The following is a 24,616-nucleotide window of genomic DNA, read 5'->3' on the forward strand; positions in this document are numbered from 1 at the left end:
GGAGTACAGACACAAATGAAGGCGATTTTGATTGATGATGAGCGGTCGGCATTAACCTACTTGGAACGGTTGCTGGAGGCGGACGGACGGTTAACGGTAATGGGCAAATATACGTCTGCACAAGCGGGGCTGGATCATCTGGCGGTAGAACGTGCGGATATTGTTTTTATAGATATCGGAATGCCAGAGATGAATGGTCTGGAGGCCGCCGAGTGGATTCAACAGCTGGATTCCCATATTCATATCGTCTTTGTGACCGCGTACTCGGAATATGCTATTGAAGCGTTCGAACTGCAAGCACTGGATTACTTGTTAAAGCCCGTTCATGCCCGGCGGCTATCCAAAACGTTAGATCGGATTGCAGCCACGCTGGCTGATCCTCGTTCTTCCAGCTTGGGAGTTGCAGCAGAGCAATCCCCCAAGGTACGTTGTTTTCAAAAGCTTGAAATTTTGGAGGATGGACAGGAAGCCGTAGGAGCGAAACCCTTCAAATGGCGCACATTAAAGTCACAGGAGCTATTTTCCTTTTTACTACACCATGAAGGGGAATGGGTGAGCAAAGAACAATTGCTGGATGCGCTATGGCCTGAATATCATTTGGACAAGGCTGTTGTTCACCTGCACACGTCCATTTACCAAATCCGCAAGGCATTGAAAGAACGGATGCAAGATACGAAGCTGGAATACAATCTGGATCGCTACCGCTTGAACCGCAATGGCTGGATTACAGATGTGGAGCTATTCGAGCGGGGAATATCCGAATGGGCTGCATCCGGTAGCGGCGGTACGCCGCGTATTGAGAGCCTGTTGGCTCTATACCGTGGCAACTATCTGGAGGAGTACGATTACCCGTGGGCGTATGCAAAAAGGGAGAAGCTGCGCAGTATGTATCTGGCATGTGCTTCTGAGCTGGCGAGAGACGAGCTTCGCTCAGGTCGTACCCGGCAGTCTGTTCAGCGCTTACTCAGCCTCCAGCAACGGGAGCCGTACTCAGACGATATCTGTGGTCTGCTGCTGACCGCCTATGCCCAACTGGGCGATTATACCGCTGCTCAAAAGCATTATGAAAGCTTCGTCAGAATACTGGAAGATGAGTTGGGTATTGAGCCGCAGCAGGTGACGCACCAGTTGTACGTGCAATTGAAAACACAGACGCTACCTGCGTAAACTGCTCTACTGGCTCAGGTAGCGCTAAAAAAACGCTTCAAGGTATCTCCTTGGAGCGGTTTTTTGCATGGATGGAAATTTCGTTTTTTTGTGTGAATCACCGAGCCTCTTTTCTCTATGATCCGCTATTCGCCGCTACCTGTTTTCTACAGTGGCATATTCATATAGCATATCTCTTCACGGTTGAGTCGTAATTGAGAGGTTTAAGGAACTCACGTATATATTTAAGGAGGTATTGCATTGGGGAGAACGAGACGAACTGGATTTAAGAATAAAAGAGTTTCGGTGGTCGTCAGACAATCTTCTTCAGCTCAGACAGGACAAGGCGGTAACCCCATTTCGATCAATGCTTCGGATGTTGGGGTAGTAAGAACAGATGTTAAAAATAAATAAACGGCTTGGATAGAAGTTCTTATTCGACGTAAAGAGACCATCAGGAACAAGTAAACATCTTGTTCCCGGTGGTCTCGCTTTTTTTGCCGTTATTCGGCAGGTACCTTCATCAGCATCCGCCTATATAGGCGGATGCCTTGCTTCCCGCCTTGACATCGTCCTCTTAAGCAGGATTTACTGACCGAGCAGGTGCTGCCTTCAGTACAGCGTATCCGTAGGGTGGAAGCTTGGCGTGCAACCCCTTCGCTCCTTTGGACAACTGGCTTTCGCCAAAAGCTAATTGCCATTCCTGCTCAGGAATGTCCAGTTCAAAAACGTGATCCTCATCGGAACGATTGAGCAGCACGAGCATTACTTCTTCCTCGCTGCGGCGCTCGTAGGCAAGTGAGGTACCCTCTGGCTGTGCCTCCAAAAAGGTGATGCTTCCCTGATCACGGAGGACCGGGTGCCCCTTACGAAGCGCAATCAGTTCGCGGTAAAAGTCGAACAGCTCGCGGTCCTGCTTGTCGGTGTCCCACTCCATGCACTTGCGGCAGCCTGGATCGGCATCTCCATCCAGACCGATCTCATCGCCGTAATAGATGCAGGGTGCGCCCATGTACGTGAACTGGAACAGGGCGGCCAGTCGCATCAGCCGCTTGTCATCCCCGCACAGTGTCAGCAGGCGTGGTGTGTCGTGGCTATCCAGCAGATTGAAGGCAACCTCGGATGCTTGCTGCGGATAGCGGGCCAGCTGTCGTCCGATGGCGAAGGCAAAGCTTTGGGCATCGGTCACTTTTTTGACGAAAAAATCATTTACCGCGTAGGTGAACGGATAATTCATCGTTGCATCGAATTGGTCCCCCTGAAGCCATTCAGATGATTCATTCCACATTTCACCCAAAATGTACGCATCTGGATTGGCCTGCTTGACCGTAGTACGGAATTCCCGCCAAAAGGCGTGATCCACCTCGTCTGCCACATCCAACCGCCAACCATCGATGCCGATTTCTTCGATCCAATGTTTTGCTACATCCAGCAGGTACTTTTTCACCTCAGGATGTTCGGTGTTCAGCTTGGGCATCATTGGTTCCAGCCCGAATGTATCGTACGTCGGTGTGCCATCCACCACTTCCAAGGGAAAGCTATGTACATGGAACCAGTCCTTGTAAGGCGAGGCTTCGCCTTTTTCCTGCACGTCAACGAACGGTTTAAACGTACGCCCTGAATGGTTGAATACCGCATCAAGCAGCACACGAATTCCTCGTTCGTGGCAGGCATCGACCAGTTTTTTTAATGTCTTTTTGTCCCCGAAATGCGGGTCCACCTCCATATAATCCTCTGTATCATATTTATGATTGGTCGTTGCCTTGAAGACAGGGGTCATATATATGGCGTTAATCCCTAGCTCGTTCAAGTGATCCAGGTGATCCAGAATCCCCTGTAGATCGCCACCGAAAAAATTGTCCCTTTGTGGCGTTCCGCCCCATGTCTCTGCACCTTCTGGGCTGATGGAGGGGTCACCGTTCGCAAAACGTTCCGGGAAAATCTGATAAAATACAGCATCCTTCACCCATACAGGTGGCTTCAGAATATCAATCGGGTTCAAAAACGGATATTGGAACAGTTTATCTGCATTTTGGGGTTCCTGGGTAGTAAAGTCGTCCTCGTTCATCCAAATACGTTCCTCACCGTCTTCTAGCAAAAATCCATATTTCAGCCGACGGTGAGTAGGTTTTACGCTGCATTCATAGTAATCAAACCTGCCATCGGTAGCGAATTTGGACATCGGGACAAGCTGTCGGGTGCGGTCCCAATCGTATTTATCTCCGGTGAGAGCATGAACGGTATTCAGGTCATTTTTCTTCGCACGTAGCCGTAGAAATATCGTTTCATCATTATAACCAAAAGCCCAATTGCGTTTCGGGTGATGGTATATCGCTTCCAGCAGCATCGGGTAGGCCTCCTTTTTTCACGAGCATTCAAATTTGAAAATGTGAAGCGTATGTCGTATAAGGTAGTTATTAACCTTTTTAAGTGGGTCATGTACCATAAATGCTATAATGCCCATTACATAAAAGAAAAACGATAAGTAGGTGCCCATGATGAAAACAAATGTGTTATACATCGAAGATGACCAGGATATTGGTGCTTGGACGCATCAGTATTTGGAAGAGCGGAATTACGCTGTAGTATGGCTTCGCAGCGGGGAGGGGGCTGTGGAAGCAGCCCGTACGTGCCAACTCGTGATTTTGGATGTGATGTTACCCGGTCTGGACGGATTCACCATGGGGAAGCGGCTCAAGAAAGAGTACCCGGAGCTTCCCATTCTCATGTTGTCTGCCCGTACATCCATTGACGATAAGCTGCAAGGACTGGATTTCGCCGACGATTATGTAACCAAGCCCTTTCACCCGGACGAGCTCATAGCACGTATGGAGATTTTGCTGCGCCGATCGGGAACCGTGCCGGAAGAATCCTTACAACTGGGGCATCTCTCTGTCTTCTCTCCTGATAACCGTATTGTGAACCGTGATACCGGGGAGGAAATTACACTGACAGGTAAGCAATATCACATCTTTGCTTATTTGCTGCGGCATTTGGGCCAAATTATGACAAAAGAGCAAATGTATGAAGCGGTGTGGGGAGATCCATATATTGACGGAGACAAAACTTTAATGGTCCACATCCGACACCTTCGCGAAAAGCTGGAGATTGATCCTGCGACACCCCGCATCATTGAGACGATCCGTGGTGTAGGATATCGGGTGAAAGCATAATGAGCAGGACGCGCAAAAATTGGAGGAGGCTGTACCCCAGCTCTAGGCCAGGTCAGGGAGGTCGGTTTCGCAGTTCACTGTTGTTCCGTTATCTGGTCATTATTGTGGTTGCTATGATGCTGTTGCCCATTGTGTTGCCTGCTACAGCCTTGATATATAGCGTGTTATTGAATTGGGGGGCGGAGCTCAAGCCTAAAAATGCTTACTATCCCTCTACTACCCATACCGAAAATAGCTGGCATCGCGAAGCTGTAGCTTTGAAGGGAGCCACACCAGAGCAAATCTCAGCCCATCTGCGCAAAATACAACAAGATATGTTCCCTAACTCACAAATATTTTGGGTGGATCCCGCAGGTAAAACAAGGTTGGAGTTACCGACACAACCTAACATGCCAAAACAATGGAACGCTGCGCAGGCTATAGAATTTATGAAGCAAGCAAGCTATGAGGGGCCGTTTACGGTAGTAGCCTTTATTGGCGGGGGCAAGAATGATGTGAATCAGGGCTATATGGTGTTAAAAGTGCCTCGTTCGTTCTTTGAACAGCCACCTACAGATAGTAGCATGTTGATGTACTATCTCTTTTTTATCGTATTGATTCTGGGCACTTTTATATTCGTATCTCTTCTGTTTTTTGGAGGCATTCGGCGAAGACTGTTGCAGCTTCAGGCCGCCATGTCGCAGCGAGGAGAGGATGGCTTGCCTATTCTTGTTACCACTGGACGCCCGGATGAAATCGGCAAGCTGGAGGAAGCATTTAATCAGATGGTCGAGCAGTTGGCCGAGAGTCGGGGACGTGAGCGTCAGGAGGAAGAGCTGCGGAAGAGACTGGTCGCGGATCTGTCACACGATATTCGAACGCCGCTTACGGTCGTGCGTAGCCATCTGTATACACTAGATGGTGAAAATCTGAGCAGCAGAGGGAAACAGTCGATTACACTGATGGAAAACAAGCTAAAAGACCTTGGGAGTCTGATCGACAATCTGCTCACCTATAATCTGCTAGCTAGTGGAAAATACACTATGAATAACACACCACGTGATATCCTGCGGCTAGTGCGGGAGTGTGTAGCCAGCTGGTATCCGGTGTGGGAAAAGGAGGGCTTTGAAGTGGATATCGACCTGCCCGAACATAGCATGGTGTGGAATGTCGATGAGCAAGGCTTCCGTCGTCTGCTGGACAATCTCTTTCAAAATGTAGTTCGCCATGCTGCCTCAGGCCGATATATCGGTGTTCAAGTACAGAAAGATAATGGGACAGAGGCATTGGTTATCACAGATAAAGGGCCCGGTATGGAGCAACAGTCCAGTGAAAAAGGGGCAGGGATTGGTTTGGCGATTACAGAACTGCTGGCTCGCGAAATGAATTTGGAGAGGGAGATTTTCAGTTCATCAGCCGGGACAAGAATTCGGTTTTTAAACAAAACTTAAACTCAGAGTTCCCTTGGCTTTAAACTTGGCACGTTACGATAGGTGTCGAGGTGAGGAACTTGAACGAATACATTATTGAAACGAACAGTCTCAGCAAAATATACAAAGGCCGCGCGGCGGTTAATCAGCTGGACCTGAAAATAGCTCGAGGAGATATTTACGGATTTCTGGGTCCCAATGGAGCGGGGAAAACGACAACGATCCGCATGCTGCTTGGACTTATTCGCCCAACTCGAGGAACGATCCGTATATTCGGCAAAGATATTCGCAGACATAAGCTCGATATCTTGCGTAAAGTCGGCTCGTTGGTGGAGTATCCTTCGTATTATGGTCATTTGAACGCAATTGAAAATCTGGAGGCCATTCGCCGTATTTTGAATGTACCCAAGCAAAACATTGCGGAAGTGTTGGAGGTCGTCCGACTGACCAAGCATGCCAAACGTCCAGTCAAAGGCTACTCCCTGGGCATGAAGCAGAGACTGGGTATTGCAGCAGCCCTGCTTGGGAATCCCGAAGTGCTCATTTTGGATGAGCCTACGAATGGTTTGGACCCGGAGGGTATTCAGGAAATGCGCACATTGATTCAGGCGATGCCCAAGCAACGGGGGATCACCGTGCTGGTGTCCAGCCATCTGTTGAGCGAGGTAGAGCATATGGCGAATACCGTGGGTATTATCCGTGAAGGAGAGCTGGTCTTTCAAAACACAATTCATAATCTCCGTCAGGAATCCGCAGGCGGAATTCGGATTGTAGTGTCGGAACCGGAAGCAGCCCAATTGATTGCGCGTGAGCAGGGGTATCATTCGGTGAAGGACGGCTCGGCGCTGGATTTCGAGAACATGAATGATGCGGCTGTTGCGCTGCTGGTCAGAAGATTGGTCGAAAATACGCATGCCGTATACCGTGTGGAGGAACGCCGCAAATCGCTGGAGGATATGTTCATGCAAGTGGTGGGCAAAGGAGGAACTTCCTTATGATGCTGCGGGCGCTCACGGCGGATCTGCTCAAAGCACGCAAAAAGGGAATCTGGTTCCTGGTGTTTCTCGGTCCCCTTGGGCTGGTGGCGATGCAGGCGCTGAACTTTGGACTCCGCTATGACTATCTGATTCCGCGATACAAGGGCCATTTGTGGGAATCCTTGATGGATAACATCGCTATGTTTGTCCCCCTTGCGCTGGTGTTAGGAGCCACTATGGTCGCTTCCATGTTGGCGAATGTGGAGCATATGTCTAATTCCTGGAAGCAGCTACTGGCCTTGCCGATTTCCAAATTCAGCGTCTATATGGCCAAGCTGACGCTGGCGATCGGGATGCTGTGTGTGTCCTGTGTACTCCTGACGGTAGGGACGTGGGTGTTGGGCATGCTACTCGGCTTCGGAGGAGAGCCGGCGCCGATTGGAGAATTACTGCGGCTTGGATTTTGGCCTTTAGGCGGCACGCTGCCTATGCTCGTATTATTGTTGTGGTTAACGGTCACGTTCCATAATCAGGCTCTGCCTGTAACACTGGGCATTACGTTAGGCATCGGCAGCTTGTTTGCTTCACAGCTGTCCGAATGGTTTCCGTTGGCCTGGCCTCAATTCGCATGGGTTGCACCTCAAGCGTGGATGTTTGCGTCCGTCGGGTGCGGAACGGGTGTGCTTCTCAGCCTGCTGACAGCGGCCCATTTTAGCCGAAAGGATGTGGCGTAATGTTCGGAGGATATGTACGGCTGCTTTCTGTTGAACGTATGAAAATGGCGAAATCGCCCGTCTGGCTCCTTGCGCTCGTCAGCCCGGCTATTGCCGTCCTGATTGGTTTGCTGGCAAACCCGGGAGGGAATTGGCAGGTGTTGTTGTCTGCCATGCTTACAGTTCATGCGCTGCTGTTCATGCCGATGCTGACCGCCGTATTTGCATCTCTGGTCTGCCGATTCGAGCATGGGGGCGGCGGTTGGAAGCAGCTGATGTCATTGCCATTGTCCCGCACGAGTCTGTATGCGGCCAAGCTGACCATCATTATGGCCTTGGTCGGATTGACCCAGCTACTGTTCGGAGGAGCGTTGCTGGGTGTTGGAGTTGTGCAGGGTATGAACGGACCGATTCCATGGGCCGTGATCGCTCAAAGTTTGCTCGCCGGCTGGGTAGCCTGCCTGCCGTTGGCTGCGTTGCAGTTGATGGTGTCCTTCCTGTGGTCCAGCTTTGCCGCACCGCTTGCGTTGAATTTCGTCTTCACCGTGCCGAATATTCTGGTCGCCAATTCTCAAACCTACGGTCCGTACTATCCATGGACACAGCCTTTATTGGCGATGATGCCGAGTGGAAGAGACAACTTCGGGGCGTTCATGGTGCCAACTGACACACTGTTGTCGGTTATAATGGGTAGCTTTGTCGTATTTACGTTAGCGGGACTGACGGTATTTCGTTATAAAGAGATATAGGGCGAAATACGGGGACTGTAAAAACTCCTTATCCTCAATGAGGGTAAGGAGTTTTTTTACTGTGCTATTGGTTTACACTAAGCCTGAAATGGCACGGATATTATTGCTGATAAAGTGGCAAGAGGCGTCGAACTTCGCTTGTTCTTCCGGACTTAGCTCCAGCTCGATGACCTCTTGAATTCCTCTGCTGCCGATAATCGCCGGAACGCCCGTGCAGACATCGGTGTGTCCATACTCGCCGTCCAATACAGCAGAGACCGCTATAATTTTACCATCATCATTTAAAATGGAACGAGTAATGTACGCCAGCGCATTGGCAATACCAAAATAAGTGGCGCCTTTGCGGGTGAAGATCTCCCAGCCTGCATCCCGAGTTTTACGGGCAATGTCGTCCAGATCGACGTGGCTGAATCGTTCCTTATGCTGACGCAAAATGTGTAAAAGCGGCTTGCCGCCAATCGTGACGTGTGACCAGGCAACGAATTGGGATTCGCCATGCTCGCCAAGCGCATATCCTTGTACGCTGCGCGGATCTATGGAAAACACCTCAGAAAGCAACGTCTTGAGTCGGGATGAGTCAATGGAGGTGCCCGTGCCAATCACCTTGTTGCGCGGCAGACCGGATATACTTTGTACCATATACGTTACAATGTCGACAGGATTAGCAGCAATGACGAATATACCGTCGAAGCCACCCTCCATAATCGCTGTTACAATCTCTCTGGTAATAAGCACTGCGTCATCCAGCACAGATAGGCGGTCTTGACCCGGTTTAGGGTTGGCTCCAGCCGTTATAATCACAACGTCCATATCCGTGCAGTCTGCATACGTGCCGGCACGCACCTTGGTACGTGTGGACGTAAAATCCATACAATGGGACAGATCCAGTGCATGGGCCAAAGCCCGATCATACGTGCGGTCAATCATCATGATCTCATCACAAATGGACTGATTAACCATTGAGTAGGCACAGCTCGAACCGACCATTCCCGCGCCGACAATAGCTACTTTCCTTGCCTTCCCCTTCATCTATGTTGCCTCCTCGTTCCAGCGAACGTTAATATGCTACAAATTATGCCTGAAATCCATTTTACGTTACATAACATAACATATTGCTGATCTTTTGAAAATATCCATTTTTTTGTCTCCATTCTGGAAAATTAAAAATGAACTGTGAATAGAGGGGTTCTTCTAGGATTAATTGTAGAATGAACGTAAATTATCAATACTTTTACTGGAAGGTAGGAGAGGACGTTTCAATTTATATTTAAGGTGACCGCTGTATAAATTATAACATGGACTATATTGATGGAAGGAATGGTGCCATAGAAATCATAAAAGTGTGACATTTATGTGACGCTCTTTAAAGAGTCTGAAGGGTACATAAAACAGAAGTATTCTCTGCAATGTCGTTTCTTGTATTTCTACAAATATTCCGTTATGACAAAGGTTCTTAGCAGTCTGCAATATTAGAACATTTTTGCCAAAGGGTTTCCAATGGATTTCGCGAATTCTACATATACAAGCTAATTTCTTTCCATACCATCCGGGGAGGTAATGATTAAATGGAAGAAAGCAAATCGACGACGGAAGCAGCAAAGCAGTTGGGAATCGGGGCGAGTACCCTTCGTAAATATGCAGCGGCGCTGGAGGAGCAGGGGTATGTGTTTCAGCGTTCCGCGAATCAATCGAGAATGTTCAGTGCTGAGGATGTTGAGTGCTTGAAGGTGATGCGGAGGGCATTGCGTGAACAGCATATGACGATGGAGCAGGCTGTTCAGGTGGTGCTTGAGAGAGTGACCGCTCCCTTTCAAATGGAGGATGAAGAATTCCGCTTGCCACCCATCTCGGATGCTGAGTCACTGACCGCAACTTGGGAAGAAATAATGGCGGCAGCTGAGGGCAGGGAAGAGACGGTCATGCAGGCGCAAACTGCTGCTACGGTTGAACTGACAGAGTTACAGGATGAAATGAATGCTCAGGAACTGTCAGAGGAACCCATGCAGCTACAGTCGCAGGAGGAGTTCCAGACTTTGGCATCTACCATTGAGTATAGATTGGAACGAGCACCTGTATCCGTACCAACGCAGGAGTCCGTAGAGCCGCAAGAACTGGCGCAGATGCAGGACATGGTGCAAACCGCATTGTTGGAAATGCGGAGCCGTTTGGAAGAGCTGGAAGCAGAGCACAGCCGTTTGGTGGAAAAGAATATCAGCCTGTCTAACCAACTGGAGGATCAAAAACGCTGGATGAAAGAAAAGGTTGACGAGGAACGAGATCGGCAGTTAATTACGAATTTGCGTACCTACCAGGGCAGGCAACGCAAATCGCGCGGTTCGTTGTTGTCCTGGCTTGGTCTGACACCGCGCAGACGCAGAGAGGCATAACCAGCATCTTTTCTGATAAAGACCATCAGACCTTCCCGGTTCTGATGGTCTTTTATTGTGGATGGTATAATAACGGAATACAAGAATACGAGAACAAGCCGCATAAGAAACGTTGCTGCGGCATGTAGAGGAAAGGATATAAGTATGTTTGCTTGGTTGCGGAACGCATATGAATCATGGATGGATTATCCGAAACAGCCTGGTGACTTGCTGAGCGGACGTTATGATGTTTGTTCGCTTTTAGGCATGGGGAGCTATGGTCTGACCTATCTCTGTTTGGATCGGCACAGCGGACAAGAGGTGGCGGTGAAATTGCCCAGACCGAGCAAACGGGCAAAGGCAGTTCAGCTATTGCAGCGAGAGGCTCATATTATGCGGCAGATGGAACACCCCAATATTCCGAAGCTACTCGAAAGTGTCGAGCATTCGAACGGAATAGTTGTGGTCATGGAATACATCTCTGGCATGACGCTAGAGGAGCTTATATTTGAACAGGAGCGTTCCTTTACAGAACAGGAATGCGTTGTCTACATTTTGGAGTTAATGGAGCGAGTTCTGTATGTGCATGAACGGGGCTATATCCATCGGGATATCCGCATTCCCAATGTGATTCACCGCGAGGGGAAGCCTTACCTGATCGACTTTGGTCTTGCTCTGGCGGTGGGAGAGCGACAGGAGGATGTATTTACCGAATCCACGCTGGAAAAGCGCGCACCCGAGCGACAGGATGTCGCCGTCTACAGCGATTTGTACGATGTCGGACATTTAATGCTTTTTATGCTGTATAGCAGTTACGAGCCTCAGCCGGATCAACCGCCAGCAAGCTGGCAGGAAGAATTGAAACTGAGTTCACCTGTGCGTCATATGCTGGAGCGTCTTTTTCAGATTCGGCCACGTTATGAGAATAGCCGACAGTTTATGCAAGAGCTGGAGGAAGCATTGTTGCTGCTTGAGATTAACCCATAGATAGTCCCTAAAAATAAACAGGCATTCGCCGCAAAAATGGGGGAATGCCCCCCTTACGCATTTGACCAGGTCTACATACAATGATTCTGTAAATGAGCGAAGGGAGTGTTGTAAATGAGTCATATGTGTGGAGTAGGCGGTATGGGTTGCGGCGTAGGAGCATGGACCTCTGTAGGAGCGATTCTTGTTCTGTTTATTTTGCTGGTGATCATCTCTAAAACCCTGTTTCTGTAATTTCGGTCATAACCGATTTCCTGTAAAATGCACAGATGTTGCCCTGCATAACGAAGGGCGCACAACAATAAAGCGAAGGCCCTTGAGATGAGAAGGGTCTTCGCTTTATAGGGTTTGAAGGAGCCTGTGGCATGCTTCTTGTGGTACGCTCTATTCCGTCGCTACTTCTTGTTGTTTGGCTAAGAACTGGAGTAATGACGGCGTTTATCTTTGTAATATCGGTGCCCATTGTGGCTATTCTTGTAACCGTCTGAAGAAGAATGGTGTTTACGTTCACGTTCGTAATAACGGTCTGAGCTGCTGTATCGCCGCTTATGAGAATGAGAGGTGGAATGTAGCAGGCGGTGCAGTAATTGTTTAAGCATCGTCTAATCCTCCTTCTTACCCTGCCCAACTGACATAGACAGGTTTTTATAAAAAGGTAATACGCAGCAGCGTTAGAACAGGTTCCACTAATTTAAGATTGTAGGGACTTGGCCTGAAATTCCGCAATATCCTTGAACTCTTCTTCGAATTTACGTGAAATGCGGATATAAATCGGTAGTAAATCGCGATAAATATCCACGTGTTCTGCTACAGGTTTGTGCTGGTGAGTGGTACCGATCATACCGGACACAGCATCCAGCGAATCAATCCGTCCCAGCGCGTACAAGCCCAGAATAGCTGCGCCCAGACATGAGCTTTCCAGACTTTCGGGGATAATGACTTCCTGATCGAAAATATCCGCCATGAGCTGTCTCCATAGCTCCGAGCGTGCAAATCCACCAGTGGCGTGAATGACTGACGGTCTGTCGATGACTTCTTCCATGGCGAGCATGACGGTATACAAATTGAACAGCACACCCTCCAGAGCGGCGCGAATCATATGCTCTTTTTTGTGACGCAGGGACAGACCGAAGAAGGAGCCGCGAGCATTTGGGTCCCACAGGGGCGCACGTTCACCGGATAAGTACGGAAGAAAGAGCAGACCGTCGGAGCCAGGACGTACCTGTTCCGCAATTTGGGTCAGCACATGATATGGATCAAGTCCCAGTCGTTTGGCCGTTTCCACCTCGGAGGCTGCAAATTCATCCCGGATCCAGCGGAAGACTATACCTCCATTGTTCACTGGGCCGCCGATGACCCACAGCTTTTCGGTTAAGGCGTAACAGAAAAAGCGCCCTTTGGCATCCGTGAGCGGCTTATCAACTACGGTACGGATGGCTCCGCTGGTGCCGATGGTAACCGCGACAACTCCAGGTTTGATCGCATTCACACCGAGGTTGGACAAGACACCGTCGCTGGCCCCGATCACAAAAGGAGTCGTCTTCAGTAGACCCATGTCATGCGCATAGGTCTCATCCAGCCCTTTGAGCACATGAGTTGTCGGCACCAGCTCGGATAGTTGCTCCTTTGTCACACCTGCAATGTGCAGTGCTTCCTCATCCCAGTCCAGCTGCTGCAAATTCATAAGTCCGGTTGCAGAGGCAATCGAGTGGTCCACGACATATTGGTGGAATAACCGGGCAAAGACGTACTCCTTAATGGAAATGAATTTGTACGTCTGGGCCGCAATATCCGGTAAATCCCGTGTAATCCACATCAGTTTCGTTAGTGGTGACATGGGATGAATGGGCGTTCCGGTACGTAAGTAAATGTCGTGTCCGTTGTATTCATGTTTGAGCGCTTCGGCCCATTTGGCGCTACGGTTATCTGCCCAAGTGATGGAGGCGGTCAGCGGTTTGCCGTTCTTATCCACCGCCAGTACGCTGTGCATGGCCGAACTAAAGGAGACGAACAGCACATGCTCGGCTGACACTCCGCTTTGTTTCATGATCTCTTGCACCGTCGTTACGACAGCTTTGAAAATATCTTCCGGGTCCTGTTCTGCCGCATCCGGCTCAGGTGTATGGAGCGGATAGCCCACATGGTGCTGGGCGGCAATATTGCCGTTTTCTTCGAAAAGCACCGCTTTGGTACTGGTTGTGCCGATATCGACGCCGATCATATATCGGGTGTCTGTCATATTCAATCTCCCCTTCACTTACCGTTATTAGCTCATTATCGTTAAATTAACACACTCAGCAGCATAATCAAACCGAAAGCGACCAAGGAGAGGATGGTTTCCATAACGGTCCATGATTTTAGAGTCTGCGGAACCGTCATATTGAAAAACTCTTTAATCATCCAAAAACCGGCGTCATTCACATGAGACAAGATCAGCGACCCGGCTCCTGTAGCAAGGACGACCAGTTCGACATTCGCGCCGGGAGTAAGTGCCAGCACAGGTGCGACAATACCGGAGCCTGTCGTCATCGCGACTGTCGCTGATCCAGTGGCTACACGAATGAGCGCAGCGACCAGAAAAGCAAATACAATCACATTCATATGGGCTCCTGTAGCGACCGCTGCAATGGCCTGACCTACACCGCTGTCGATCAATACCGTTTTAAATGCACCGCCGCTCCCGATAATTAAGATAATAGAGGCTGTTGGTGCCAGACATTCACTGGTAAAACGGGACAAGTCCTCTTTCTTTAGACCACGTGCATAGCCTAGCGAGAAAAAAGAGAACACAGCCGCAATCAGCAATGCCATAACCTCATCACCAATGAATTTGAAAAATACAGTGAGCGGATGTGTATTGGCCGGGTCTACGATTTCAGCGACTGATCCGCTAAGCATTAGAATAACAGGCAACAAAATGGTGAACAGAGTAATCCAAAAAGGAGGCAACGACCGTCCCGTCGTATTTCTGAACTGCTCGTCCAGCCTCTCGGAAGGTCTGACCATGATTCTTTTGCCAATCCAAGCGCCGAAGACCGGGCCTGCAATAATGGCGGATGGAATGCCCACGATGAGTGCATATCCTATCGTGCGTCCAATATTGGCGTTAAAGGCTTCAATTGCGATCATCGGAGCCGGGTGGGGTGGTAAAAGGCCGTGTACCGTCGATAGTCCTGCCAGCATTGGAATACCGATTTTCAGCAGAGACATATTCATTTTACGGGCAACCGTGAACAGGATGGGAATTAATAAAATAATACCAACCTCAAAAAATACCGGAATACCCACGATAAAGCCTACGATCATCATCGCCCAATGAACGCGTTTTTCACCAAAACGATCCATCAGTGTGGTCGCGATGCGTTCGGCACCCCCGGATTCTGCCATCATTTTACCGAGCATGGTGCCTAAACCGATCACGATGGCGATGGAGCCTAGCGTACTGCCGAGCCCCTTGGTAATGGAGGCAGTAACTTCATGTCCCGGCATCCCGTTAACCAGTCCGAGAAATACCGACGAAAGCAGCAGTGAAACGAAGGGATTCCATTTGAATTTGGCAATCAGCAAAATCAAAAGAATGACGGTAACTAGCGCCCATATGAGCAGGGACGCGTTATGGCTTAAGCCGAATAATGTGTTCATGAAGGTATGCCTCCTTATTCTTATATGTGTAGTTAAATGTATACTTGTCGACAACTTTAATGTAAAAGAGAACCGCGCCAGCAAGAAACGCATGAAGCGCGGTACATCGGCTCTTTGTCACGCATGTTGCGGCTAGGACGATGTCTTTCTGTAGGGAGACAGGACGCTGTCGTTAACCGCGTTGCGGGTATCTCGGTAATGATCCTCAATAAATCCCGACAACTCCTGAGCATTCCCTTGATTTAAAGCGTTTGCAAAGGTTCGATGTTTGTGAATCGTGACTTGTGATTCTTCGATGTTGGACGCAAATCGTTGTTCTGTCGCAGCTAACATGACCGTCAGGATTAACTGTCTCATACCGTTCCAGGTATGAAGAATACGGGTATGGCCTGCTTCCAGAACCAGAGCCTCATGAAAATTAAAATCCTGAAGAGAAAATTCAACAACATCTCTGTACTTGAGAGCGACTTCCATTTTGTCAATCATCTGATTCAGAACAGTCACCAATGTGGCATTATCACTATGTACATACCTTTGTACAACAAAATGCTCAATCAGCATTCGCACATCGAATAGCTCCTCCATATCACCGGGTGTCATGCCGACGACAACCGCCCCCATGCGCTCCAAACGGATCAGTCCTTCGCCCGAGAGTGCCTTCAAGGCTTCACGCACCGGAGAACGACTGGTACCAAAATCGGCACCAATCTGATTCTCAGATAGCACAGTACCTGGCGTCTGAATGCCCCGTATAATCTGAAGCCGGAGTTCACAAGCAATCCTTTCCCCAAGCGATGCGCCCTGTAACCAGGTTGTTGGATATTTCATAGGATACTCCTATCTTGGAAATAATTTTGCATACTGGTATACAAGTTATGGAGTATTATATACCCCGTTTAAGATCCTTGTAAACGGTGTCAGTTGACATCGGTTCCATTTCGCTGCTTTTAGCGTTACAATAGAAGCAGAAAAAAGAAGCAGTGAAAAGTGGAACGAACACGGAAAAGAAGGAGACCGTTTAATGATTATCATTAAAACCAAAGAACAAATTGAAAATATGAAAAAAGCTGGAGACATTTTGGCTGCTTGCCACCGGGAAATTGCCAAAATGATCAAGCCAGGCATTACGACACTGGAAATCGACGCTTTCGCAGAATCCTTTATGAAGAAGCATGGCGCAACACCGGAGCAAAAGGGCTATAACGGCTACCAGTTTGCAACATGTGGCTCACCTAACGATGTGATTTGCCACGGCTTTCCGAATAAGACACCGTTGAAGGACGGGGACATCGTGACGATCGACATGGTTGTGAACCTGAATGGCTGGCTGGCAGATTCCGCTTGGTCGTATGCGGTAGGTAATGTGTCTGAGCAGGCGCAAAAGCTGCTGGACGTTACCAAGGAATCACTGTATAAAGGGATTGAGCAAGCTGTTATCGGTAACCGGATCGGAGATATTTCCCATGCGATACAAACCTATGCGGAAGCGGAAGGCTTCTCGGTCGTACGCGAATTTATTGGGCACGGCATCGGGGAAGAGATGCATGAGCAACCGCAGGTTCCACATTACGGACCGCCGCACCGTGGACCACGCTTAAAAGAGGGCATGGTCATTACAATTGAGCCGATGCTCAACACAGGCACATACCGCAGTAAAATTGATGCCGACGGCTGGACCGCACGCACGTTGGACGGCGGCTTGTCTGCGCAATACGAGCATACGCTGGCCATTACAGCAGATGGTCCGATTATTTTGACCCAGCAATAAAGCAGGCATCCATCGGTAGCATACAGACTAACGGGTTGAATGAGCTAGACATGTTACAGAAAAAGGGGCTGTCCAGAGGACGGTCTCTTTTGCTATAAGCATCCGCTGCATGTCCGTTCCAGTCCCAGGCATGTTCAGGCAGATCGAATGCTGTACACTGCGAAGACAGAGGGACGCAATCGAGTAGCTCCTTTTTCCGGAATGCATAATGTAGACCTGATAGACTAAAAGACCAAAAAGACACGGCTCCTGTTAGGAGAACGTGTCTTTTTGGTCTATACAGCAACATGCGAGCATGCATGTTAAAAACCTGTTTGTCAGATGCGAACTTCCGCCTCGTTCGGAACGAACTGACGATATTGGAAATACATACGAAGCCGCCAGTGTAACAAGGTCCCGAAGGCTAGGATGAAAAATAGCCCTGCTGTCTGCGGAATGGTAATGTAATGCTGAATAAATTCATGCAACAGCAATCGGATGATCAGCAGGCTAATCAGGATAAAAAAGAAGGTACGTGAGCGTTGCACGAAAACCAGCCCTTCTTGCAATTCAAATTTGGTGCTGCGGATCAACGGGTAAGAAAAAATAAACCAGCCGACCAGAAAAGCGCCCAGCGCCCAAAGCCAGGGAACCCGTACCTCTGGCACCACAAACATCATAAACCCGGTGCTCATGCCGAGCGGAGGAATGATGATTTTTTTGGCATTAATCGGGCGATGACCTGTCTTCATACGGATGAAAATAGCCGATATAGCGATTAAGATCATACCGAAGGTTGCGCCATATTGCAGCAATGGGGTGCTAATATGAAACATGGACTGGCCCCCTCTATAAGGAATATAAGCGTTATTGGACAGACTGCAAACCTTTTACATTATAGCACATATGCAATGGATATATTTAGTTACAGTCTTTCCTTGGGCAAGCGGATTATACGCCTCTTGGTGGTAACGGGTCCTATAATTAGGTCTCTTTCATACTTATGCGAGTTCCTTTGCTTGTACCTCTCCTTGAGCTGATTTTTTCTCCTGACGCATGATATAACCCATGGCTGCAATAATAAGGATAAAGGCGATCAGTGCGAGAAAAGGAATGGTGATAAAATCGAACCAGTTCAGGTAATCCTGTTCACAGGATACTCTGCCGCAGGAAGTTGAAGTTTGCGCAGCTGCTTTGGCGGCTGCATGGATGCGCTGAATGATAAAATGATAGGCCGCAATCGCGCCTCCAATGATAGCCAACGGCATGACGTAACGACGTATCCCCGAATCTCCTCGAAAATATGCAATTCCGAGCAGAAGGGTCAGGGGATACATCAGAATGCGCTGAAACCAGCACAGCTTACAAGGCTCATACCCCAAAATCTCGCTGAGATACAGACTGCCCAAAGTTGCCACACAAGCTACAACCCAGGCGGCAAACAAAGCAATATCCGTTTTTTTAAACGATCCAATCATAGTAACGCTCCTTTTTTAATTCAAATGAGAACAAAATGAACTCACCCGTGTCTTGTCCCATCGGCAGGCATATGCCGATATGCATGTCTTTATCCGTATTGTACTGTATTTTGAGTGCAGGGTCATACTTAAACATATTGACATCATTCACTATCATTTTTATAATTGCAGTAGTTTGGGAAGTTAATGAGGATTCAAGTTAGATATATATTAAGAAATTAGGAGAGTGCCTAGAATGTCGAGCAGTCCAAAAAATGAAACTCTATCTACTATTAGTGAAAGACACGCGGTAAAGAGCTATGTTAAGGATTTTAAATTGCCAGAGGAAGATTTGGAGGCTATTTTGACTGCCGCGATAGAAGCTCCTTCCGCTTGGAACCTTCAACATTGGAAATTCCTTGTCATCGAAAGCGAAGCGGACAAGCAAAAATTGCTACCTATCGCCTACAATCAGGGCCAAGTAGTGGAAAGTTCCGTTACGATTGCTGTATTGGGTGATTTGGAAGCAAACCGTAACACCGTCATTTATGATCAAGCGGTAGAAGCAGGCGCACTGCCAGCGGAAATCCGTGACGCATTGGTAGGTCAAATCAACGGCGCGTACCAAAACCCGCAAGTAGCTCGCGATGCCGCCATCCTGAACTCTGCTTTTGCAGCACAAAACATTATGCTGGCTGCTAAATCTCTGGGCTACGACACTTGCGCAATGGGCGGTTTCATTCCAGCACAATTGATCGAGCAATTCAATATTCCGGCACGTTACCTGCCAACCCTGCTTATTAGCGTAGGTAAGGCACAAGTACCAGCACGTCCATCAGGACGTTTCCCACTGTCTGAAGTTGTTGTAAAAGGTAGCTTCTAAGAAGATTTGTGAATGTAAAAGGGTGTTCCTGCAACCGTTCGTGGTTGGGGAACACCCTTTTTTACGTCGTGTTAGGTGTCAAAAGCCTTTTGGTTAGCCCTTTGTTTAGTCCGAGCGTTTGGACACGAGATATACCAGCTCCAGCGTCAGGATCGGTAGAAAGACAGAAGCCGGATAGGCCAGATAACGCGGCTCCCATTGCGGCTTGAACTTATCCTTAAAGCGCCGAAGCCCCTGAAAGCCGTAAAAATGTCCCCCGTATTGAAAAACAAGTCGAGCCAGCTTTTCCTCGCGCAATGCCTTTTCGCTTTGCCCTACCTGGGACAGCGGTGCCATTCCCAGATTAAATGTCGTATATCCACTCTCCTTGGCCCACTCAATGACCCGTGTGAATAAATAATCCATCGTGCCATTTGGCGTGTCAGGCAAGTGGCGCATTAGGTCAATGGAGACCGTCCGTCCATGATCATAGGCAGGGGCCATCGTAGCGAAAGCGATGACCTTCCCTTCAGAGTCCTTTAGCAATGCAATCGGAGCCAACTGAAGATAGGGCTCTTTGAACCAGCCGAGTGAATATCCCTTCTCCTTGCGCCCGTCCAGCCAAATATTCGAAACATGTCGCATCTCCTCAATCAGTGACGCCTCTAGAGGAGGTTGGATGATTTCGAACGAGTAGCCATCGCGGTCAAAGCGGTTTTTGGCGCTGCGTAGCGCTTGATTGCTTTTGCCCGTCAGTGTAAAGGATTCCAGCGGCACCAGTGCTTCCTCGCCCAGTTTGAAAAAGCGATAGCCGTTCTCGTGATAGATGGACAAATACTCCGGTGATGCCTGATAAAATACAGCCGTTAACGCATACCGATCTGCGAACCGCTGAAATTCCTGAATCGCTTCACTCACGCGTTCTTTTGGACCGAGTGGGTCACCTAATACAATCAGTTTGTCCCGACTGCGAGCATAGGGAATGACGACCTGTTCATTTTTGGTCCAATACAGATATTTATCGCCCAGAAAAAGCATGTGGGAAACGAGATTACCACCCTGTCGTTCCAAAAATTCTTTTAGCTTATCGAGCTCCTGTGCGTCGGGTAGATTGCTGATACCACGCTGAGGTCGAAGAAAGAAATACACCGTCAGGAAAACCCATGCCAAAATCAGACTAAACACGGCAGTAACTCCGTAATCGCTGCGGTTCATAAAAAAGTCCAGATGGACCTTGGCGTGCAAATGGCGCATAAACGGAGTATTGGAGCCTGCCCCAATGATAAAATAAGCCCCGGTTACAAGTAGAGATAATCCGCCCCATATTAAAATATTGTGCCGATTCAGTGGTGCACTGACCCGATAAAACCGCGAGCGCGAGATCCATAGCATTAACGCTACGAACAGTAGGAATAAGGCTTCTTCAAAATCCAGACCTTTAATGAAGGTGAAAATGGCGCCGGCCAGCAGCAATATCAATGTCAGTCGTAATGCTCTGCGAATACGCAGAGAGATTCCGTGGGACAGGACGACAAGCATAATCCCGATGATGACTGAGATTTCATGCGACAAGCGCATGACGGGCAGGCTGAGCAAATGCTCAGCAAAACGGAGCCGATATAACAGACCTGGCGTAGCTGCCGACAAAAGAAGCACCACGCCGGAGATGAGTACCAGCTTACCAAGCGCCCATACTCCTAGATCTGCCAAAAACCGGAATTGACCAGGCCAGCCCCATACCTTCTGCCACGCATTAAGGGAGTAGTCCCAGCCCGTCTCAGCTAGCTGATTCAGGCGCTCGTTACGCGGAATCATTTCCAGCGCGGCTAATACCAAGCCGATGAGCCACGGGATGATGTAATAAAAGACACGAAAGACCAGCAGCACAGCCAGTGCCCGATCTGAGTTGGCTCCCGCCATTTGCAGCCCGAGCAGGGCAATGATGTCGAATGCACCGACCCCTCCGGGTGCAAGACTGATCAACCCGGCAATCGCGGCTATTACATAAATGCCGAACACAGCATGCATCGGCAGTTCATGGAGCAAGTGCGAGCCGATCCATGCAAAGGTAAGGCCAGCCAGCAGCCATTCCAGCAGGGAAGCACTGATGGAAGCGGAGATGGTGGACCAGGAAAGCTGTCCTTCTCCCTTGTTGAACCATGTGGAGTACCGTTTGGAGCGCTGCATGATCAGAAATAGCGGCAAGTACAATGCCATTCCCCACAGCGCCCAATGAAGCCACGGATGAGCATCCAGTACAGGCTGTACCGGATACAGATGGACAATGGCTCCCCAAGCCAGCAAAGATAGTCCGGTAATGACGACTGGCGAAAGAAACACGACCGCAGAGGTGATGACACCCAACGGCACCCCGCTTTTTTTATAGAGCACTGTGCGAAGGCCCGCTCCTGTAAAGCCTGCAAACCCAAAGACATTATTGAAGGTATTGGAGATCCAGGCATAGCGAAATGTCGTTCCAGGCTTGACCTGAAGCTTGAAATGATGCCTGATTACGTAATCGTATGCGCTCATAGCCGCCACGGCAGCTAGTGAGAACAAGCCAATCTCGATCAGAAAGGTGGCATCCATTCGCCGCAGCTCATGAAGCATACGCGCCAGATTAAAGTCTTTTAGTTCTCGTCCGGCCTCCCATATAATAAAAGCCAGTACAGCCAGTGGTAGCAGAATACGTGTCAATCGTTGCCTGTAGACGGTCATCACGAACTGTACGATTTTAAAGGATTGAATCGGTTTGTGATTAGATTTCATAGATTCACCTGCTTGGAAAAGAATGAGATGTACACGGAATGAAGTGCTTAGATTTCATGCCCGATGAACATTACTATATATTATACCTGTAATAATCGTTTGAATAACAACAGAAGGGTTACGAAATGGGGTTTCAGTTTGATTGCTGTAAATAATTCCAATATAATAATGGAAAACCTAGTGAATTGCTTGGCAATGGAGCTGAACTGGACATGAGTATATGGGATCGTAATCTTTTTATACGTCGCCTGGAGCTGATATGGCCTCCAGATGCTGACAAGAGCCAATATCCGTTTAACTTAAAAGCCTTACACCAGTGGAATGAACTTAAATTCCATCCTTCCGTTACCTATATTATTGGAGAAAACGGTGTAGGTAAATCGACGCTTATGGAGGCAATCGCGGTCGCGTGGGGATTTAATCCAGAGGGCGGTACTAAAAATTTTAATTTTTCTACACAAGCCACGCATTCCTCACTGCATGAGCATATCCGGCTGGTGAGAGGGATAGAAAAGCCGAGGGATGGCTTCTTTTTCCGGGCGGAAAGCTACTATAATGTGGCGACTCATATCGACGAGCTGGATCGCGAAGGTGGAGGCCCACCTATTCGAAACTCCTACGGAGGCAAATCGCTGCATGAGCAGTCGCATGGCGAGTCTTTTTTTGCTGCCTTTGTGCATCGGTTTGGAGGACAAGGATTGTATATTTTGGATGAACCGGAGGCTGCGTTATCGCCTTTGCGCCAGATGGCCATGCTTGCACGGATTCACGAGCTGGTGCAGCAGGGCTCACAGTTTATCATTTCTACTCATTCCCCCATTTTGATGGCTTATCCAGATTCGATCTTGTATCATTTGACACATGAAGGGATCGACATCCGGACACTGGAGGAAACCGATCATTTTATAATCACGAAGCAATTTCTGAATAACAAGGAAAAGATGATACAGGAGCTATTCGAAGATCCACAATAGGGATCGTAGGGACCGCCAGACCGTTCCAGAAATTCACCCTGGTCGTTCGTATGAGAGGGACAACATCGCCATTTCAGGTTGTTCCTTTTTGCTGTCCTGTCAAAGGAAAGATTCAGGGTTATCGGAAGTATTTTATGATTGTTATTTGTCTCTCGCTCTATTAATATAATGAAGAGTTTTGCTGAAATGGTTGCAAAATAAGATTTTCGTATACGAAATAAAGAACCTGAGGAGGACAAAACGCAACATGTCAGATTCACAACAGTTGAAAATGGGACCGCTGGTCATTTTGATGATTAATATGTTTATTGCCATGCTGGGAATTGGCCTCATTATTCCGATCCTCCCTAAGTTTATGAGCTCCTTGGGAGGCAGTGGTGAAACGGGTGGTTATTTGGTTGCCGTGTTTGGCTTAACCCAATTCCTGTTTTCGCCGCTAGCGGGAGAATGGTCCGATAAATACGGACGTAAAAAAATGATTATTATCGGTTTGGTAATCATGACGGCTTCTTCTGTATTGTTTGCTATTGGGGAATCGTTGACCACATTGTATATCTCCCGTTTACTGGGTGGTGCAGGGGCAGCCTTTATGATTCCTCCGATGATGGCCTATATTGCTGACATTACAACGGTCCACAATCGCGGTAGAGGAATGGGGCTGTTGGGTGCCGCCATGTCTCTTGGCTTTGTGATCGGTCCTGGTGTGGGCGGTTTGCTGGCAGATATCTCGATTCGTACGCCCTTGTATGTTTCGGCGGCCGTATCGGGCGTAGCTGCACTGATTTCCTTGATTATGCTACCCGAAACCTTATCACTGGAAAAACAGTTGAAGTTTCGGAATGTCAAGGCCAAACGGGACAATGTGATTAAACAGTTTGCCCTTTCTTTCCGCAAGCCTTACTTTATGCTGCTGATTATGATATTCACCTTAACCTTTGGACTGACACATTTTGAAACGATGTTTCCTTTCTTTGTGACGGGGAAGTTTCATTATAATGAGCGTGATATTGCTATCATTATTACCGTAGGTGCACTGGTCGGAACCGTGATTCAAGCTGTGGTAATCAGTCCGATGTTAAACCGTTTTGGCGAAAAAGGTGTCATCATCGGTTCCTTTCTGTTTTCGGCGATTTCCCTTGTGCTTATGCTGCTCTCTGGCAACTTTTATTATGTACTCGGGGTATCGCTCATCTTCTTTACCGCTACGTCGTTGCTTCGGCCAGCCATTAATACTGCTTTATCCAAAATGGCGGGGGATGAGCAGGGAGTTGCAGCTGGCATGAACAATGCTTATATGAGTATTGGTAATATTCTAGGACCTGCGCTTGCGGGTACATTGTTCGAGGTGCATATCAATTTGCCATACATTTTTGGGGCAGCCATTCTCATTCTTAGTTTGGGTCTGGCTGTAAAATGGAAAAGCAGAGATACGCAAACCACAGCGGTTTAATGTTGTTCTTTTCGTGAAATTAGTCTCTTTTGGTGTGAACTGTGACGTTCTTGTGAACCGCAGATGGCGCCGAAGGAGGCTATTTTTTTTGCATACATCGCGAAACGTTAATGAAACGACAGAATCTTGGGTAATAATGCATGATGAGTTTACAACAAGACAAATAGTAGAGCTAAAAGCCAGATAATATGTAAA

24 protein-coding genes are annotated in these 24,616 nt (G+C 48.4%); 14 read left to right on the forward strand and 10 right to left on the reverse strand.

The features are described 5' to 3' along the window. Positions 1–15 precede the first annotated feature (15 nt). Both BM358_RS15035 and BM358_RS26535 read left to right on the forward strand, forming a co-directional pair. Complete coding sequence (locus tag BM358_RS15035) at positions 16–1,167, forward strand: response regulator (RefSeq protein WP_023986721.1); 1,152 nt, start codon at positions 16–18, stop codon at positions 1,165–1,167. Positions 1,168–1,407: 240 nt separating this feature from the next. Further along, positions 1,408–1,560: a hypothetical protein gene (locus BM358_RS26535; protein WP_167348614.1), complete on the forward strand. Its 153-nt coding sequence runs from the start codon at positions 1,408–1,410 to the stop codon at positions 1,558–1,560. 163 nt (positions 1,561–1,723) lie between these two features. Here BM358_RS26535 and BM358_RS15040 read toward each other — a convergent pair whose 3' ends face one another. Next, entirely contained in the window at positions 1,724–3,493 is a 1,770-nt protein-coding gene (locus BM358_RS15040) for an alpha-glycosidase (protein ID WP_028541201.1), read from the reverse strand. A 151-nt stretch (positions 3,494–3,644) separates the two neighbouring features. Between BM358_RS15040 and BM358_RS15045 the strand changes: the two genes are divergently transcribed. The 5 genes from BM358_RS15045 to BM358_RS15065 are packed head-to-tail and all read left to right on the forward strand — an operon-like array spanning position 3,645 to position 8,167. Further along, positions 3,645–4,319, forward strand: a complete 675-nt coding sequence (locus BM358_RS15045) for a response regulator transcription factor (RefSeq protein ID WP_023986723.1) — start codon at positions 3,645–3,647, stop codon at positions 4,317–4,319. Then, a complete protein-coding gene (locus BM358_RS15050) occupies positions 4,319–5,749 on the forward strand; it encodes a sensor histidine kinase (protein ID WP_028541200.1) in 1,431 nt (476 codons plus the stop codon). Before BM358_RS15045 ends, BM358_RS15050 begins: the two co-directional genes overlap by 1 nt. A gap of 59 nt (positions 5,750–5,808) precedes the next feature. Further along, positions 5,809–6,726 (forward strand): ABC transporter ATP-binding protein, encoded by a 918-nt coding sequence (locus BM358_RS15055; protein ID WP_023986725.1) that lies wholly within the window; start codon positions 5,809–5,811, stop codon positions 6,724–6,726. After that, positions 6,723–7,439: an ABC transporter permease gene (locus BM358_RS15060; protein ID WP_028541199.1), complete on the forward strand. Its 717-nt coding sequence runs from the start codon at positions 6,723–6,725 to the stop codon at positions 7,437–7,439. The genes BM358_RS15055 and BM358_RS15060 overlap by 4 nt, the downstream gene beginning before the upstream one ends. Next, positions 7,439–8,167, forward strand: a complete 729-nt coding sequence (locus BM358_RS15065; RefSeq protein ID WP_028541198.1) for an ABC transporter permease — start codon at positions 7,439–7,441, stop codon at positions 8,165–8,167. Before BM358_RS15060 ends, BM358_RS15065 begins: the two co-directional genes overlap by 1 nt. Before the next feature lie 72 nt (positions 8,168–8,239). Here BM358_RS15065 and BM358_RS15070 read toward each other — a convergent pair whose 3' ends face one another. Then, positions 8,240–9,196 carry an L-lactate dehydrogenase gene (locus BM358_RS15070; RefSeq protein ID WP_028541197.1) on the reverse strand — a complete coding sequence of 319 codons (957 nt, stop codon included), beginning with the start codon at positions 9,194–9,196 and terminating at the stop codon, positions 8,240–8,242. 536 nt (positions 9,197–9,732) lie between these two features. On the opposite strand from BM358_RS15070, the gene BM358_RS15075 reads away from it, so the two are divergent. From BM358_RS15075 to BM358_RS26640, 3 genes are all read left to right on the forward strand, one after another. After that, positions 9,733–10,554, forward strand: a complete 822-nt coding sequence (locus BM358_RS15075) for a MerR family transcriptional regulator (RefSeq protein WP_028541196.1) — start codon at positions 9,733–9,735, stop codon at positions 10,552–10,554. 144 nt (positions 10,555–10,698) lie between these two features. Next, positions 10,699–11,520 (forward strand): serine/threonine protein kinase, encoded by an 822-nt coding sequence (locus BM358_RS15080; protein ID WP_028541195.1) that lies wholly within the window; start codon positions 10,699–10,701, stop codon positions 11,518–11,520. A 114-nt stretch (positions 11,521–11,634) separates the two neighbouring features. Beyond that, positions 11,635–11,754 (forward strand): hypothetical protein, encoded by a 120-nt coding sequence (locus tag BM358_RS26640; protein ID WP_013369112.1) that lies wholly within the window; start codon positions 11,635–11,637, stop codon positions 11,752–11,754. Between the two features lie 179 nt (positions 11,755–11,933). Here BM358_RS26640 and BM358_RS15085 read toward each other — a convergent pair whose 3' ends face one another. From BM358_RS15085 to BM358_RS15100, 4 genes are all read right to left on the reverse strand, one after another. Then, entirely contained in the window at positions 11,934–12,119 is a 186-nt protein-coding gene (locus BM358_RS15085) for a hypothetical protein (protein ID WP_071559410.1), read from the reverse strand. 92 nt (positions 12,120–12,211) lie between these two features. Then, the gene (gene gntK / locus BM358_RS15090) at positions 12,212–13,759 is read right to left on the reverse strand and encodes a gluconokinase (protein ID WP_028541194.1); all 1,548 of its coding nucleotides are present in this window, start codon (positions 13,757–13,759) and stop codon (positions 12,212–12,214) included. A gap of 41 nt (positions 13,760–13,800) precedes the next feature. Continuing rightward, positions 13,801–15,162, reverse strand: a complete 1,362-nt coding sequence (locus BM358_RS15095) for a GntP family permease (protein WP_028541193.1) — start codon at positions 15,160–15,162, stop codon at positions 13,801–13,803. A gap of 132 nt (positions 15,163–15,294) precedes the next feature. Beyond that, the gene (locus tag BM358_RS15100; RefSeq protein ID WP_028541192.1) at positions 15,295–15,990 is read right to left on the reverse strand and encodes a GntR family transcriptional regulator; all 696 of its coding nucleotides are present in this window, start codon (positions 15,988–15,990) and stop codon (positions 15,295–15,297) included. A gap of 193 nt (positions 15,991–16,183) precedes the next feature. On the opposite strand from BM358_RS15100, the gene map reads away from it, so the two are divergent. Then, positions 16,184–16,930 (forward strand): type I methionyl aminopeptidase, encoded by a 747-nt coding sequence (gene map / locus BM358_RS15105; RefSeq protein WP_023986734.1) that lies wholly within the window; start codon positions 16,184–16,186, stop codon positions 16,928–16,930. 317 nt (positions 16,931–17,247) lie between these two features. Here the strand turns inward: map and BM358_RS15110 are convergent, their stop codons facing one another. The 3 genes from BM358_RS15110 to BM358_RS26540 form a co-directional block, all read right to left on the reverse strand. Then, on the reverse strand, positions 17,248–17,745 hold the full coding sequence (locus BM358_RS15110) for a CcdC family protein (protein WP_023986735.1): 498 nt from the start codon (positions 17,743–17,745) through the stop codon (positions 17,248–17,250). A 165-nt stretch (positions 17,746–17,910) separates the two neighbouring features. Then, positions 17,911–18,387: a disulfide oxidoreductase gene (locus tag BM358_RS15115; protein ID WP_023986736.1), complete on the reverse strand. Its 477-nt coding sequence runs from the start codon at positions 18,385–18,387 to the stop codon at positions 17,911–17,913. Then, a complete protein-coding gene (locus BM358_RS26540; RefSeq protein ID WP_023986737.1) occupies positions 18,371–18,523 on the reverse strand; it encodes a hypothetical protein in 153 nt (50 codons plus the stop codon). The genes BM358_RS15115 and BM358_RS26540 overlap by 17 nt, the downstream gene beginning before the upstream one ends. A gap of 99 nt (positions 18,524–18,622) precedes the next feature. Between BM358_RS26540 and BM358_RS15120 the strand changes: the two genes are divergently transcribed. Beyond that, on the forward strand, positions 18,623–19,249 hold the full coding sequence (locus tag BM358_RS15120) for a nitroreductase family protein (RefSeq protein ID WP_023986738.1): 627 nt from the start codon (positions 18,623–18,625) through the stop codon (positions 19,247–19,249). 105 nt (positions 19,250–19,354) lie between these two features. On the opposite strand, the gene mprF is transcribed toward BM358_RS15120, so the two are convergent. Then, a complete protein-coding gene (gene mprF, locus BM358_RS15125; protein WP_023986739.1) occupies positions 19,355–21,997 on the reverse strand; it encodes a bifunctional lysylphosphatidylglycerol flippase/synthetase MprF in 2,643 nt (880 codons plus the stop codon). Between the two features lie 212 nt (positions 21,998–22,209). On the opposite strand from mprF, the gene BM358_RS15130 reads away from it, so the two are divergent. Continuing rightward, entirely contained in the window at positions 22,210–22,971 is a 762-nt protein-coding gene (locus BM358_RS15130; RefSeq protein ID WP_023986740.1) for an AAA family ATPase, read from the forward strand. Positions 22,972–23,218: 247 nt separating this feature from the next. Further along, positions 23,219–24,421: an MFS transporter gene (locus tag BM358_RS15135; RefSeq protein ID WP_028541191.1), complete on the forward strand. Its 1,203-nt coding sequence runs from the start codon at positions 23,219–23,221 to the stop codon at positions 24,419–24,421. The last annotated feature ends 195 nt before the right edge of the window (positions 24,422–24,616 follow it).

Origin of the sequence: Paenibacillus sp. cl130 (genome assembly GCF_900116035.1) — a bacterium.
GTDB lineage: Bacteria > Bacillota > Bacilli > Paenibacillales > Paenibacillaceae > Paenibacillus > Paenibacillus polymyxa_B.